Origin of the sequence: Janthinobacterium sp. 61 (assembly GCF_002846335.1) — a bacterium.
Lineage (GTDB): Bacteria > Pseudomonadota > Gammaproteobacteria > Burkholderiales > Burkholderiaceae_D > Janthinobacterium.
On the sequence record NZ_PJMQ01000001.1, the window covers coordinates 4,400,800 to 4,415,330 of the forward strand.

Genomic DNA, 14,531 nt, shown 5'->3' on the forward strand with positions numbered 1-14,531 from the left:
TGACTTTAATTATATGGCAACATCGTCAAAAGCCCTTGCAGCGAGGGCAATTTGCGCGGCACCGCTTGCCAAGTTGATGTATTGATAGGAAAATTCCTGACAGCATTATCTGCCGCCTGTGCCGCCCGGTACTGAAAAGGAAATCATGAAGCCTCTCGGCATCAAAGCAAAAGTCGCCTTGGCCACCAGCCTGACCTCGATCGCCATGATCGCACTGGTCACCATGATCCAGTTGCAGCACATGCGCGCTGACTTCACGCGAGTACTGCTGAGCCAGCAATCTGCCCTGATCACCCGCACCGCCGCCGAGCTCGACGACAAGCTGGGCATGCTGCTGCAAATCGTCACCCTGACGGCCAGGCAGCAGCCGCCGGAATTGATCGCCCAACCCGCCAAGCTGCGCGAATACTATGCGCGCCGCTCGATGCTGGTGCTGTTCGACGACGTGCTGGTGCTCGATGCGCAAGGCGCCATCGTGGCCGACATGCCGCTGGTCACGGGCCGCGCCGGCATCAACGTTGCCGAGCGCGAGTATTTCCAGACCGTCCTGCGTACACGTCAGCCCATGATCACCGAGCCGATGCTGGGCAAATCGAGCGGCATGCCCATCGTGCAGATGGTGGCGCCCGTGCTCACCGCCGATGGCCAGGTGGCCGGTGTGGTGATCGGCGTGCTGCGCCTGTACAAGGACAACCTGCTGGGGCGCCTGCGCTCGGAAAAGATCGGCAAGAGCGGCTATTACTTCATTCTCACGCGCGGCGCCGTGCCGCGCTACGTGCTGCACCCCGATACCAGCCGTTTGCTGCAGCCGCGCCAGCCGAACGCCAACCTGACGACCACCCAGATGCTGAAGGACGATGGCGAAGGCAGCATGGTCAGCACCAACAGCCGCGGCATCACGGCCGTCAACAGCTTCAAGCGCCTGAAATCGGTGAACTGGCTGCTGGCCGCCTCGCTACCCATCGAGGACGCCTTCGAACCGTTTGATGGCGTGCTGTACCGGCTGGTGCTGTGGAGCATCCTCGCTTCGCTGCTGGCCGCTTTTGTTCTGGGCTGGGTTACCGTGCGCCTGCTGTCGCCGCTGGTGCGCCTGCGCGATACCCTGCTGGCCCTGCGCACCAGCGGCAGCCGCTTCACGCCCGTGCCAGTGCAGCAGCGCGACGAGATCGGCGAACTGACGGAGGCGTTCAACGGCCTGATGTGCGAACGCGACCGCCTGCAGCAGGAACTCGAATCGCGCGCGGCGGAACTGGAACTGGAGCGCGACCGGGCCGAGGCGGCCAACCGGGCGAAGAGCGACTTCGTGGCCAACATGAGCCATGAAATCCGCACGCCCCTCAATGCCGTGCTGGGCATGGTCTATTTGCTGGGCAATACCAGGCTCGACACGGAACAGCGCAAGTATCTGACCATGGTGCGCGTGGCGGGCCAGTCGCTGCTGGGCATCCTCAACGACGTGCTCGATTATTCGAAGATCGAAGCGCGCCGCATGGAATTGTCGCCCGTCGAGTTCGACCTTGACGAAGTCATGAATACCCTGGCCACGACGATGACGATGAATGCGGGCGAGAAGGAGCTGGAACTGGCCATCGCCGTCGAGCCCGACGTGCCGCGGCGCCTCGTGGGCGACGCCCAGCGCCTGCAGCAAATCCTCGTCAACCTGGCCGGCAATGCCATCAAGTTCACCGAGAGCGGCGAAGTGGTGGTGGCCGTCAGCCTGGCCGAGAGAGAAGAAGGGCGCGCCTGCCTGCGCTTCGAAGTGCGCGACACGGGTATCGGCATGACGGAACTGCAGCAACAGCAACTGTTTTCCGCCTTTTCACAGGGCGACCAGAGCATCACGCGGCGCTTCGGCGGCACGGGTTTGGGCCTGGCCATCAGCAAGCAACTGATCCACATGATGGGCGGCGATATCGCCGTGGCCAGCAGCGAAGGCAAGGGCAGCCGCTTCTGGTTCAGCGTGCCCTTCGAGATGCTGGAGCAGCCGGCCGAGACGCGGCGCACGCCGGCCCTCGGCCAGCTGCGCCTGCTGGTGGCCGACGATAACCGCACTACACGCGAACTGATCGTCAAGCTGATCGAGGCCTGGGGCTGGCTGGCCGACGAAGTGGACTCCGGTTTTGCCGCCATCGAACTGTATCGCGAACGCCTGGCGCAGCAGCAACCGTATGACGTGGTGCTGGCCGACTGGCACATGCCCGTGATGGATGGCCTGGCCACGGCCAAGGCCATCCGCCAGGCGGCCAGTGGCCAGCGCCAGCCCATCGTGGTGATGGTCAACGCCTTCGCCCGCAACCACCTGGAAGAGATTTCCAGCGCGGCCGAGGCCGATGTCGTGCTGATGAAGCCGATCACGGGATCGAGCCTGTTCGATGCCCTGCACCAGGCGCTGATCGCCAAGAACGACGGCGGCGAGCAGCGCATGCTGCACCAGCCGCTGGGCACGGAGCTGGCCGGCGTACATTTCCTGCTGGTGGAAGACAATCATTTGAACCAGGCCGTGGCGCGCGGCATCCTCGAACACATGGGCGCTACCCTGGACGTGGTGGGCGACGGCCTGCAAGCGGTGGAGCGGCTGCGCACGGAGGCGCTGCGCTACGACATCGTGCTGATGGATATGCAAATGCCCGTCATGGACGGCTTCAGCGCCACCCACATCATCCGCACGGAACTGCGCTTGAACTTGCCCGTGATCGCCATGACGGCCGGCGTGCTGGCGTCGGAGCGCGAGCGCTGCATGACGGCCGGCATCAGCGATTTCATCGCCAAGCCCGTGGTGGTGGAAGAGATGATGGAAGTCATCCTGCGCCACCTGCCCAAACGCCCGCAAGTGCAGACGACCGAGGCGGCACCCGTTGCCGATGAGGAAGTGTTTTCCATGGCGCCGCTGATGCGCGTGATGGGACGCGATGCGAAAGGGCGCGGCGTGCTGCGGCGCATGGTGGAAGATGCGCTGAACAAGGGCATGACGCCCGTGCGCGACGCTGAAACAGCGTTGCAAACGGGCCGCCACAGCGACGTGGCGCGCATCTTGCACGGCGTGCGCGGTTCCGTGGGCACCCTGGGCACGAAACGCCTGATCCGCGCCGCGTTTGCCACCGAGGAAGCCATCGACGCCGGTCGACTCGACGAGGTGCCGGCGCTGCTGGCGCACACGGCGCGGGAACTGGAGCAGGCGCTGGCGGCGGCGTCCGATTGGTTGTCGAGGCTGAAAGATTAAAAGAGTAGGTCGGATTAGCGCTTGCGCGTAATCCGACATGATACGCCAACAATATTGTCGGATTACGCGGCGTGCCCCCGCTAATCCGACCTACGCAATTTACGCCGGCACGCCCAGAATCACGCTGGACGCCTTGAAAATGGCCGTCACATTGCTGCCAAGCTCGATACCCAGCTCGCTGCTGCTCTGGTTCGTGATGATGGCGGCGATCGTGCCGCCGCGCGGCAAATCCAGCACCACCTCCGTGTTGACGGCGCCCGTCTGCACACGCGTCACCAGCCCGGCCAGCTGATTGCGCGCGGAAAAGCGCGCCCCTGCGCTGTCAGTCACGAGGATGATGGACGACGCCTTGATCAGCGCGAACGCTTCCGCGCCCGGCACCAGGCCCAGGCTCTCGCTGCTGCCCTGCGTGACGATGGCGACGATGTGCTGGCCACCGGGCAATTCCAGTGTGACTTCATCGTTGACGGCGCCCTGTTTCAGTTCGGCTACCTTGCCCAGGAATTGATTGCGTGCCGTGGTTTTCATGGCCATTCTCCGTATGAGTAAAAGATCGTCGGCGATGCCTTCCGCCTGACTGCCCAGCTGGCACAGGTAGCGGGCATGCTCGCGCTCGATGATGCGGAAATTGTCGACCAGCTGGCGTCCCCGCTGCGTCAGCCGCGTACCACCGCCGCCCTTGCCGCCCGTCAAGCGCTCGACCAGCGGCTCGCCGGCCAGGTTGTTCATGGCGTCGATGGCGTCCCAGGCGGCCTTGTAGCTCATCTTCACAAGCTTCGCCGCCTGCGTGATGGAGCCGCACTCGGCAATGGCGCCCAACAATTCCACGCGGCCGGCGCCGCCCAGATGCTCTCCACCCACCGTCATCCATACCGAGCCTTGCAGGCCGATTTCCGCTGTCGCTGATTTATCCAATGCGTTCACCCAAAGCCATGTGTTCTTCCCCGTTATCGATCTGTCCGTCGCGCAAGTACAGCACATGCTCGCCCAGGATGCGCGCATCTTCCGGATCGTGGGTGATCAGGATCATGGGCACGTCCAGGCGCTGCTGCCACTGGCTCAGTTCCAGACGCATTTTGACACGCAGGGCCGGATCGAGGGCCGCAAAAGGCTCGTCGAGCAGCAGCGCGGCCGGCTCGGCCACGAGCGCCCTCGCCAGCGCCACCCTTTGGCGCTGGCCACCGGACAACTCGTCGGGAAACTGGTGCGCCAGTTCCTGCAAATGAAATGCGGCTAGCCAATGCTCGACCTTGTCCAGCTTTTCGCGCGCGCGCGGGTTGAACCAGCCCCGCGCCAGGCCGAAGCCCACGTTCTGGCGCACCGTCAGGTGCGGGAACAGCGCGTAATCCTGGAACAGATACGCCACATTGCGTTGCTGCGGCGGCAAATTGATGCCAGCGGCCGAATCGAACAGGGTGCGCCCGTTCAGGCGGATATGGCCGGCGTCAGGCGTGAAGAGTCCGGCAATGGCTTTCAGGGTCATGCTCTTGCCGGCGCCAGACGGGCCATACATGGCGATGCGCTGACACTCGGACGTGCATTTCACCTGCAAGTCGAAGCGGCGTTTGCCGGAGCGCAAGGTGGCGCGAAGGTCGAGGTCGAGTTGCATAGGCGTCGTCATTGGCGTCATTTGTGCGCGATGCGCCCGGGCGCCAGGCGGCCAGCCGACAGCAGCACCACGATACAGACAAAGGAAGTGATCAGCACCAGGGTGTTGGCCACGTCGTCCTGGCCCGCCTGCACGGCTTCATACACGGCCACCGACAGGGTTTGTGTCTTGCCGGGGATGCTGCCGGCCACCATCAGGGTGGCGCCAAACTCGCCCAGCGCACGCACAAAGCCCAGCAGCACGCCAGCGAGGATGCCACGCCAGGCCAGCGGTAAGGTTACACGGAAAAAGATGGCGATTTCAGAAATGCCCAGCACGCGAGCCGCCTGCTCCAGCTGGCCGTCGACCGCCTCGAAGGCGGCCCGCGCCGGCTTGAAGACAAGGGGAAAGGCCACCACCGTGGAAGCGATCACGGCGCCCTGCCAGGTAAAGATGAGGTTAATGCCGAAGTTATCCTGCAGCCAGATGCCCAGGGTGCCGCGCCGGCCCAGCAGCACCAGCAGATAGTAGCCGAGCACGGTGGGCGGCATCACCATCGGCAGGGTCAACAGGGCGTCGAGCAGCTCGCGCCCGGGAAAACGCGTGCGCGCCAGCAGATAGCCCGTACCGATGCCGAGCAACAAATTGAGCGCCGTGGCCCAGGCCGCTACTTTGAGCGACAGGGCCAGCGCGGTCCAGGCGATATCCATGCGGGCGCGTGCTTAAATTATGGTTTCTTGAAACCGTACTTGGCGAGAATGGCTTGCGCCGGTGCCGTTTGCAGGTAGCTGACGAAGCGCTTCGCTTCGGCGGCATTGCTGCTGCCCTTGATGGTGGCAATCGGGTACAGCACGGGCGCCTCCAACGGCACGTCCAGTACCACGTTCACTTTATCCTTCATGATGGCCGCGTCGGTGGCGTAGACAAAGCCTGCATCGACTTCGCCGCGCGCCACGTAGTCGAGCGACTGGCGCACGTTCTGCGTGCCGATGGCTTTAGTCTGCACGGCTTGCCACAGATTCGCCTTTTTCAGCGCGCCTTCCGAATAGCGGCCAACGGGCACGCTGGCCGGGTTGGCGATGGCCACGCGGGTCACGCCCTTGTGCGTCAGGTCGCTCAAGCTCTTGATGCCCAGCTTGCTGTCGTGCGGCACGATCAGCACCAGGCTGTTGCCGACGAAGTCCATGCGGTCCGCCGGCAGCACCAGGTCCTGCTTTTGCGCCGCATCCATGGTTTCCTGATCGGCCGAGGCAAATACGTCCACAGGCGCGCCCTTGACGATCTGCTGCAGCAGCACGCCCGAGGCGGCAAAGTTCAGGGACACCTTGCTGCCCGGATACTGCGCCTCATAGCCTTGCGCCGCATCCTTGAACGCATTCGTCAGGCTGGCCGCGGCCGACACCACCACTTCGCCGGCAAAGGTGGAGGTGGCGGCGGTAGCGAGAAGAGCGGTGCCAAGCAGGCGGGCGAGCGAGGTGAGACGCATGATCGTATCCTTGTAAGTGAACGGTGAACAAGGAGCGTAATATACACCGATATACAGCGTTCTGCCATGGCACAAGTCAAGCCAGCACAAAGTGCATTCCCTGATATACTGTATATAAACACAGTATATTGAGGCACCCCATGGAACTGACGGACAAGCTGGAAATCCTGGCCGACGCGGCCAAGTACGACGCGTCCTGCGCCAGCAGCGGGGCGCCCAAACGCGATTCCATCGGCAAGGACGGCTTTGGCGCCACCTCCGGCATGGGCATCTGCCACAGCTACACGCCGGACGGGCGCTGCGTTTCGCTGCTGAAAGTGCTGCTGACCAATTACTGCCTGTACGATTGCCAGTACTGCGTCAACCGCCGTAGCTCGAACGTGCCGCGCGCGCGGTTTACGGTGGCCGAGGTGGTCAAGCTGACGAGCGACTTTTACCTGCGCAACTATAGCGACGGCCTGTTCCTCAGTTCCGGCATCATCCAGTCGGCCGACTACACGATGGAGCAGCTGGTGCAGGTGGCGCGCGAGTTGCGCGAGGTACACCAGTTCCGCGGCTATATCCATCTGAAAACCATCCCCGACGCCGATCCGGCCCTGATCGCGCAGGCGGGCCGCTATGCCGACCGGCTCAGCGTCAATATCGAACTGCCGACGCAAGACAGCGTGCAAAAGCTGGCGCCGGAAAAAAGCGTGCATACGATTAAACTGGCAATGGGCGCCATCCGCCGCAAGCTCGATGAGAAAGCGGAAGAACCGCGCTCGCCGCGCTTCGCGCCGGCCGGGCAAAGCACGCAAATGATCGTCGGCGCCGACGCCAGCGACGACCAGCAAATTCTCTCCACTGCCGAGACCTTGTACGGCAGCTACAAGCTCAAGCGCGTCTACTACTCGGCCTTCAGCCCGATCCCCGACAGCCCGAAAAGCGTGCCGCTGGCGCCGCCGCCGATGCTGCGCGAACACCGGCTGTATCAAGCCGATTTCCTGCTGCGCAGCTATGGTTTCCAGGCCAGCGAACTGCTGCCCGCCACGGGCGGCAATCTGGCGCTCGATATCGATCCCAAGCTGGCCTGGGCGCTGGCGCACCGCGAACATTTTCCGCTGGACTTGAACCGTGCGGCGCAGCACATGATCGCCCGCGTGCCCGGCATCGGCCTGCGCAACGCGCAGCGCATCGTCGACCTGCGCCGGCTGCGGCAAGTGCGCTACGCCGACTTGTCGCGCTTGCGCTGCAGCATGAAGAAAATCGCCCCCTTCATCATCACGGCCGACTACTTTCCCGCGCGCGATACCACCGCCTCCGAACACCTGCGCCGCGCCATGGCGGAAGCGCCGCAGCAGATGAATTTATGGCCGGAGCTGCAGGTCGCATGAGTACAGTGGTGCGGCTGGCGCAGTCGTTCGACGAGTGGCGCGCGGCCGCACGTGAACTGATCGCGCGCGGCGTGCCGCCTGCCGACGTGGCCTGGCAATCGCAACCCGGCGATGGCGACCTGTTTTCCTCCACGCCGGAGGCAACGGATAACAGCGCTCCGCTGCTGCGCCTGCCCCGTCCCCTGGTCGAATTGCTGGAAGGCGCCGCCTGTTTCAACGTGCATGACCGCTGGGCATTCTTATATCAAGTGCTCTGGCGCTGGCAGCTGGGCCAGCACGACGTGATGTCGCCAGCCGATACGGACGGCGCGCGCCTGCACGCGATGGCCAAGGCCGTGCGCCGCGAGGAGCACGACATGCATGCGTATGTACGCTTCCGCGAACGCAGCGAGGCCGAGGGCGCCCCCCGCTTCGTCGCCTGGTTCGAACCCACGCACGACGTGCTGCCGCAAGTGGCGCACCACTTCGCGCGCCGCATGGGATCTACCAGCTGGATGATCGCCACGCCCCAAGCCAGCATGCTGTGGGATGGCGCATCCTTGCATGCGGGACCGGCGCTGCTGCGCGGCGCTGCCGATATCGACGATGCCGGTGAAGCCCTGTGGCTGACCTACTACCGCAGCATCTTCAATCCCGCGCGCGTGAATGCGGATTTGCTGCATAGCCATATCCCCTCGCGTTTCTGGAAAAATCTGCCGGAAGGCGCCATCGTGCCTGCTATGCTCAGCGGCGCCGCCAACGGCGAACGGCGCACGGGCCAGACGGCCAGCGTAGGCCAGCGCAGCGGCGCCACCATGATCCCGATTGCCGCCGAGCGCGCCTAGCCAGCGCGCGAACTGCCCACCACCTTGGACCAGTGCCGCCGCTGCGAGCTGTGGCAGCACGCTACGCAAGCCGTGCCCGGCGTCGGGCCGCTACAGGCGCGCATCATGCTCGTCGGCGAACAACCGGGCGACCAGGAAGACCTGGCGGGCTTGCCGTTCGTTGGCCCGGCTGGCGCGCTGCTGGACCAGGCGATTCACGATGCGGGCATGGCGCGCGACAGCATCTATCTGACCAACGCCGTCAAGCATTTCAAGTGGGAACCACGCGGCAAGCGCCGCTTGCACAAGACACCCGCGCAACGCGAAATCCTCGCCTGCCATGGCTGGCTGGAAGAAGAGATCGAGCGTGTCAAACCAGAGGTGATCGTGGCACTGGGCAGCACGGCGTTAAAGTCCGTTCTGCAAGATGGTTCAGCCACCATGACGCCGCTGGTCGGCACGCCCATCGAGCACGACGGACGCTGGGTGGTGACCGTATATCACCCGTCGTATGTGCTGCGCGCGCCGGACGAGGCGAGCCGGCGGCAGGCATACGCGGTGATAGTCGACGGCTTGAACCAGGCGATGCGGCTACTAGAAGGCCAGGATCACAGCGTCGACGCTGGCACTTCCTGCCCCTCGTCACGCCGCGCGTAGCGCTGCGCAATCACGGCACAGATCATCAGCTGAATCTGGTGGAACAGCATCAGCGGCAGGATCACCATGCCCAGCGAATGGGTGGCAAACAGCACCTTGGCCATGGGCACGCCGCTGGCCAGGCTTTTCTTCGAGCCGCAGAAGACGATGGCGATCTCGTCTTCCTTGGAAAAACCGAGGCGGCGGCTGATGAACGTCATCAGGCCCAGGACCAGCGCCAGCAGCAAGATGCTGAACAGGCCCAGCGCTACCAGGGTTTCCACCGAGATCGTATGCCACAGGCCTTCGCTGACGGCTTCGCTGAAGGCCGTGTAGACCACCAGCAAGATCGAACCCTGGTCGACGAATTTCAGCATGACCTTGTGGCGATCGACCCAGCGGCCTATCCAGCGGCGCAGGAACTGGCCAGCCAAGAACGGCAGCAGCAGCTGCATGACGATGGAGAGCACCGCATCGACCGACGACTTGCTTTCCGCGCCCTTGGCCACCAGCAAGCCCACGAGGATGGGGGCAAGGAAGATGCCGATGAAGTTAGAGGCCGAGGCGCTGCAGATGGCGGCTGGCACATTGCCGCGCGCCATGGCCGTCAAGGCGATCGACGACTGCACGGTCGACGGCAGCGCGCACAGGAACAAAATGCCCACATATAAATCGGGCGTGAGAAACGTCAGCGCCAGCGGGCGCAGGGCCAGGCCCAGCAGTGGAAACAGGATGAAGGTGCTGGCCAGCACCAGCAAGTGCAGCCGCCAGTGCATGACGCCGGCCACCACGGCTTCGCGCGACAGCTTGGCGCCATGCAAGAAAAACAGGGCGCCGATGGCGACGGTGGTGACGTGGCCGAAGACCACGGCCGTCTGGCCCGTGCAGGGCAGGAACGTGGCCAGCGCCACGGTGACGAGCAGGGCGATGGTGAAATTATCGGGTTTCAGATTGCGCAACAGGGCAGTGGGAGAGAAGGAAGACATGCGGTAGCCTGGTAGCGGCGCAGCCTTGCAACACTGTGCCGGGGATGACAAACAGCGCCGGGAGCGGCGCCAGTGCTGGCTATTCTACCTGTATTGTCCAGCTCCTTGCCTGGCGGCATGGGCATCGCTGCCCGGCAAAAACTCTGCGGGCAAAAAAAATGCCCTGTCCGCAGACAGGGCAACCCGGAGTAAAGTACAGCGCGAGGGATTAACCGGCGGCTTTGACTTTCAGCTCGTTCTTGATTTCTTTCACGCCGCTCACGGAGGCGACGATCTGCACGACGCGGTCACCCGCTTCGGCGCTCGGTACATCGCCCGACAGGACGACGACACCTTGCTGGGTTGCTACCTTGACTGGCAGGGTAGCGGCTTGTGCATCGGCGCTCAGGGCGGCCTTGGCCGAGGAAGTGATGGTTTCATCAGGGACGGCAGCGGCGGCGTTGGCGGCCACGACAGTCTTAGCAGGAGCTTGTGCTTTTGTTGCGGAGTCAGCTGCATGCGAAGCGGTGATCGAGGCGCCCGACAGTACGATAGCGGCGACCAGGGTATTGAACAGTTTCGATGTTTGCATGGTAGTTCCTCTCAATGAAGTTAAAAGCTTCTTACTTGGATAAAGCAACACGTTGAAGCGTCACATCTACCCATACAGCAAGCACCGTGCCAGCTTTTAAATTTCATTCAAAATCAAAGGCTTACAGTAAAATTCGATTTTTTCAGCCCGTTTCAGCCGGATCTGGCCCGAAAATCGGGGCTTTTTGTCGCCTGACAGCGACAGCTTGTGGCAAGAAAATCAATATTCCACAGTAAGTCTTTGATTATCCACACTTTATTTTTGTCGCTATTCAGCGACAGGGTCGCCGTCACCCCGAAATAGGGCCGGCGTCAGCTCGTATTTCTGTAATAAACGGTAGAACTCCGTGCGGTTGCGGTCGGCCAGGCGCGCCGCATCGGCCACGTTGCCGTCCGTCAGGCGCAGCAATTGAATCAGGTAGTCGCGCTCGAAACGCTGCTTGGCTTCGTTGTAGCTGAGCGCTTCCAGCGATGGCACGCGCAAGGCCCGTTGCACCAGAGACAAGGGCACCAGCGGCGCCGTCGCCAGCGCGCATACTTGCTCGACCACATTGACCAGCTGGCGCACGTTGCCGGGCCATGGCGCGGCCACCAGGGCCGTCAAGGCATCGGGGGCGAAGCCGTTCAGGGGCTTCTGGTACTTGGCCGCCAGTTTCTGCAAGAAATGGTTCGCCAGCAGGGAGATGTCTTCGCGGCGCTCGGCCAGCGGCGGCAGGGTCAAGGTCACCACGTTCAGGCGGTAATACAAGTCTTCGCGAAATTGCCCATCCGCCATGGCCACGTCCAGGTCACGGTGCGTGGCCGACAGGAGACGCACATCGACCGGACGCGTCTGGTCGGCACCCACGGGGCGCACGGCCCGCTCCTGCAGCACGCGCAGCAATTTGACCTGCAGCGGCAGCGGCATGTCGCCGATCTCATCTAAAAACAGGGTGCCGCCATCGGCCGCCAGGAACAGGCCTTCGCGGTTGCCGACGGCGCCCGTAAACGAGCCTTTTACATGGCCGAACAGTTCCGATTCCAGCAGCTGCTCGGGAATGGCGCCGCAGTTGACGGCGATGAACGGCGCCTTGGCGCGGCGACTGGCATTGTGCAGGGCGCGCGCCAGCAACTCCTTGCCCGTGCCGCTGGGACCGCGGATCAGGATGCTGGCATCGGACCCGGCCACCAGCTTGGCTTCGGCCAGCAGCTCGGCCATCTGCGAACTACGGCTGATCAGCTCGGCGCGCCAGCTCTCGTCGCCGGACGCAGGCGCCGGCATGACGGTGGACAGGTTAATGGCATACGCCACCTTTTCCATGAGCAGCTTGCCATCGAACGGTTTCGTCAGATACGCAAACGCGCCGCGCGCCGTCGCGTCGACGGCGTCGGGGATAGTGCCGTGGGCGGTGAGCAAAATGACGGGCAGGGCCGCATGCTGGCGGCGGATTTCATCGAACAGGGCCAGGCCGTCGCGGCCCGGCAATTGCACATCGGTAATGACCAGGGCCGGCAATTCCACGGCCAGGCGCGCCAGCGCGGCTTCCGCGCTGCCCACGGCCGTGACGCGATAGTTGCCCGCTTTCAAGCGGATGGTCAGCAGGCGCAGCAGGTCGGGATCGTCGTCGACCAATAAAATGTGGGCTTGCTCGCTCATTTCGGCGCTCCCGCGGCAGGGCGCACGGACAGGCTGCGTTCGATGTTTTTCAACGCCTCGAGTTTTTCATTGAGCTGCTCGATGCGGCGCTGGGCATCGCGCAGCTGGCCATTGAGCTTGTCGATGCTCTCTTCCTGGCGGCGCAGCTCTGCGTACTGGCTGCTGAGCAATTGCACCAGCGGCGCCAGCAGTTGACCATCCTTGCCCGTGGCCGTGGCTAGCGGTTCCAGCAAGGCTTGCGCGCGGGCCAGGTCGCCGGCACCGCGCACGGTCGCTTGCAGCATGGCACGGCGGATGGTGTTGTGCGGCGCGTGATCGGCCTTCGCCAGGTCCAGCTGCGCCTTCACCAGTTCCGACGGCGTCATCAGGCGCACGGCGCTTTGATACGCCAGCAGTTCCGTGAGCTGGGGATCGGCCACCACCACCACGCGCGGCGGCGTTTGCACCAGCACGGGAGTCTGGGTGGAAGGCTTGGCGGCGCATGCGCCCAACAGCAGCGCGCAGGTGGCCATGCCGGCCAGGGAGGTTCTCGTCATCATATGGGCAGTTCTATCCGAAAATGCGCGCCAGCCTGGCGCGGTAAAAGAGTGACGCTGCCATCGTGGGCGGCAATATATTCGCGCACGATGGACAGGCCAATGCCATTGCCGTTGCGCGCGCCGGCCACCTGGCGCACGCCCTGGTAAAACGGCTCGAAGATGCGCTCGGCATCCTCGGGCGCCACACCAGTGCCCTCGTCGATGCAGTCGATGCACACGCGGCCGCTTTCGCTGGATAAGCTGAACCGCACGATGCCGCCTTCCGGGCTGAAGCGCACGGCATTCGACAGCAGGTTGGCCAGGGCGGTGGCCAGCTTGTCGCGGTCGGCCTGCACGATGAGGGACACGCCCTGCACCTCGACCGTCAGGCGGCGCGCCAGCCATTGCAGGCGCTGCCCGGCCACCACATCTTGCAGCAAGACCAGCAAGTCCACCTTGCTATGCGCCAGGTGCTGGGCGTCAAAGGCGGCGGTATTGTAGCGCAGCAAGTCTTCTATCTGATTTTGCAACGAGGCCGTGTTTTGCTGCAGGATGCCGGCGATTTCGCGCTGGCCATCGCTGAGCTTGCCGGCCACTTCATCTTCCAGCAAGGCTACGCCTTCGCGCAAGGCTGCCAGCGGCGTCTTCAATTCGTGCGAGATGTGGCGCAGAAAACGTTCTTTGTCGGCATCGAGGTCCGCCAGGCGCTGGCGCAGCCAGTCGAGCTGCTGGCCCAGGCGGCGCGTGTCGGCCGGGCCACCGACGACGATGGGCTGGTCGTAGCGCTTTTCGCCCAGGCGCTCGATGGCCGTCTCGATGCGGCGCAGCGGGCGCGACAATAGAAAGCCGAAGCAGGTGGCCAGCACGGCCGCCAGCAGCACGGCGCCGGCCACCAGCATGCCCAGCACGCGGCGCTGGCGTTCCAGCTCGGCCAGCAGGGCGTCGTTGCGGCTGCCGATTTGCGTCTTGCTTTCGCGCGCCAGGCTGTCATTGATCTGCGTCATGCGGGCAAACGCGCGGTAGACGACAGCGTGGCCATCACGCTTGCGGCGTTTACCGGCCTGCAACACTTCCCAGGCCGACTGCGCTTGCACCTTCCATTCGTCGGCCAGCTGGGGCGCGAACTCGGGCGTGGCGCGGTTCAGCACTTGCAGCGCCGCCGTGGCTTCATCGCGGGCCGCCGCGTAGCGCTCGCGGAACACGGGATCATCGAGCACGAGAAACTGGCGCGCGCTGCGCTCCATGGCCAGCGTGCGCTCGGACAAACGCTGCGACTGTTCCGTCAGGGTAATCGCCTGCGCCGCCGTCTCGCGCCCCAGGCGCGCCAGGTGCTCCAGGGTCAGCAAGGCTTGCACGGAGGTGGCCGTCAAAATACCCGTGGTCAAAATGAAGGCGGCAAATAACAGTTGGCGAAAGGACAGTCTGGACAAGGTAAGCGCCTTCGGTTCAGTCAGCAAGGGGGAAAAGGCGCATGGTACGCTAAGCTTTCATTCAGAGACGCCACCCACCCGGGAATGATCAATTTTGCAACATTGCCGCTTTTCCGGCGGTCAGCAAGGCCCCGGCGGCGGCGCACGAATACTCCTAGTACAATAGGGAAAACTTGATACAGGCATCAAAGTGACACCCGCCCTGGCGGCCAGCCCTGGCATTACGCCACTTTGCCCCAACATGTGATGCAGCCCCACCGACTATCCGTTTCACCTACCGAAGAG

General features: G+C 63.7%; 13 protein-coding genes. 4 read left to right on the plus strand and 9 right to left on the minus strand.

The genetic code is table 11. The features are described 5' to 3' along the window. The first annotated feature begins 145 nt into the window (after window positions 1-145). Entirely contained in the window at window positions 146-3,220 is a 3,075-nt protein-coding gene (locus tag CLU92_RS19925) for a response regulator (protein ID WP_101484789.1), read from the plus strand. 99 nt (window positions 3,221-3,319) lie between these two features. Here the strand turns inward: CLU92_RS19925 and CLU92_RS19930 are convergent, their stop codons facing one another. From CLU92_RS19930 to modA, 4 genes are read right to left on the minus strand one after another with little or no spacing between them, the layout of a single operon-like run. Beyond that, on the minus strand, window positions 3,320-4,087 hold the full coding sequence (locus CLU92_RS19930) for a TOBE domain-containing protein (protein ID WP_101483308.1): 768 nt from the start codon (window positions 4,085-4,087) through the stop codon (window positions 3,320-3,322). Window positions 4,088-4,127: 40 nt separating this feature from the next. Then, window positions 4,128-4,829, minus strand: coding sequence for an ATP-binding cassette domain-containing protein (locus CLU92_RS19935; RefSeq protein ID WP_101483309.1), 702 nt, complete (start codon window positions 4,827-4,829; stop codon window positions 4,128-4,130). Window positions 4,830-4,846: 17 nt separating this feature from the next. After that, entirely contained in the window at window positions 4,847-5,518 is a 672-nt protein-coding gene (gene modB / locus CLU92_RS19940; RefSeq protein WP_101483310.1) for a molybdate ABC transporter permease subunit, read from the minus strand. Window positions 5,519-5,535: 17 nt separating this feature from the next. Continuing rightward, window positions 5,536-6,294 carry a molybdate ABC transporter substrate-binding protein gene (modA, locus tag CLU92_RS19945; RefSeq protein WP_101483311.1) on the minus strand — a complete coding sequence of 253 codons (759 nt, stop codon included), beginning with the start codon at window positions 6,292-6,294 and terminating at the stop codon, window positions 5,536-5,538. Window positions 6,295-6,434: 140 nt separating this feature from the next. Between modA and CLU92_RS19950 the strand changes: the two genes are divergently transcribed. Genes CLU92_RS19950 through CLU92_RS28445 form a run of 3 tightly spaced genes read left to right on the plus strand, consistent with a single transcriptional unit; the run spans window position 6,435 to window position 9,127 of the window. Continuing rightward, window positions 6,435-7,667 carry a putative DNA modification/repair radical SAM protein gene (locus CLU92_RS19950; protein ID WP_101483312.1) on the plus strand — a complete coding sequence of 411 codons (1,233 nt, stop codon included), beginning with the start codon at window positions 6,435-6,437 and terminating at the stop codon, window positions 7,665-7,667. Continuing rightward, window positions 7,664-8,491 carry a TIGR03915 family putative DNA repair protein gene (locus tag CLU92_RS28440; RefSeq protein ID WP_306821372.1) on the plus strand — a complete coding sequence of 276 codons (828 nt, stop codon included), beginning with the start codon at window positions 7,664-7,666 and terminating at the stop codon, window positions 8,489-8,491. The genes CLU92_RS19950 and CLU92_RS28440 overlap by 4 nt, the downstream gene beginning before the upstream one ends. 12 nt (window positions 8,492-8,503) lie before the next feature. Then, the gene (locus CLU92_RS28445; protein ID WP_306821382.1) at window positions 8,504-9,127 is read left to right on the plus strand and encodes a UdgX family uracil-DNA binding protein; all 624 of its coding nucleotides are present in this window, start codon (window positions 8,504-8,506) and stop codon (window positions 9,125-9,127) included. Here CLU92_RS28445 and CLU92_RS19960 read toward each other — a convergent pair. The 5 genes from CLU92_RS19960 to CLU92_RS19980 all read right to left on the minus strand — a co-directional run bounded on the left by CLU92_RS19960 (window position 9,079) and on the right by CLU92_RS19980 (window position 14,246). Beyond that, entirely contained in the window at window positions 9,079-10,092 is a 1,014-nt protein-coding gene (locus CLU92_RS19960) for a bile acid:sodium symporter family protein (protein ID WP_101483313.1), read from the minus strand. The genes CLU92_RS28445 and CLU92_RS19960 overlap by 49 nt on opposite strands. Window positions 10,093-10,300: 208 nt before the next feature. Beyond that, entirely contained in the window at window positions 10,301-10,663 is a 363-nt protein-coding gene (locus CLU92_RS19965; protein WP_101483314.1) for a BON domain-containing protein, read from the minus strand. Window positions 10,664-10,930: 267 nt separating this feature from the next. Then, window positions 10,931-12,298: a sigma 54-interacting transcriptional regulator gene (locus CLU92_RS19970; protein ID WP_101483315.1), complete on the minus strand. Its 1,368-nt coding sequence runs from the start codon at window positions 12,296-12,298 to the stop codon at window positions 10,931-10,933. Continuing rightward, window positions 12,295-12,837: a protein bicaudal D homolog gene (locus CLU92_RS19975; RefSeq protein WP_243857895.1), complete on the minus strand. Its 543-nt coding sequence runs from the start codon at window positions 12,835-12,837 to the stop codon at window positions 12,295-12,297. The genes CLU92_RS19970 and CLU92_RS19975 overlap by 4 nt, the downstream gene beginning before the upstream one ends. Next, on the minus strand, window positions 12,834-14,246 hold the full coding sequence (locus CLU92_RS19980; protein ID WP_101484791.1) for an ATP-binding protein: 1,413 nt from the start codon (window positions 14,244-14,246) through the stop codon (window positions 12,834-12,836). Before CLU92_RS19980 ends, CLU92_RS19975 begins: the two co-directional genes overlap by 4 nt. Window positions 14,247-14,531 lie beyond the last annotated feature (285 nt).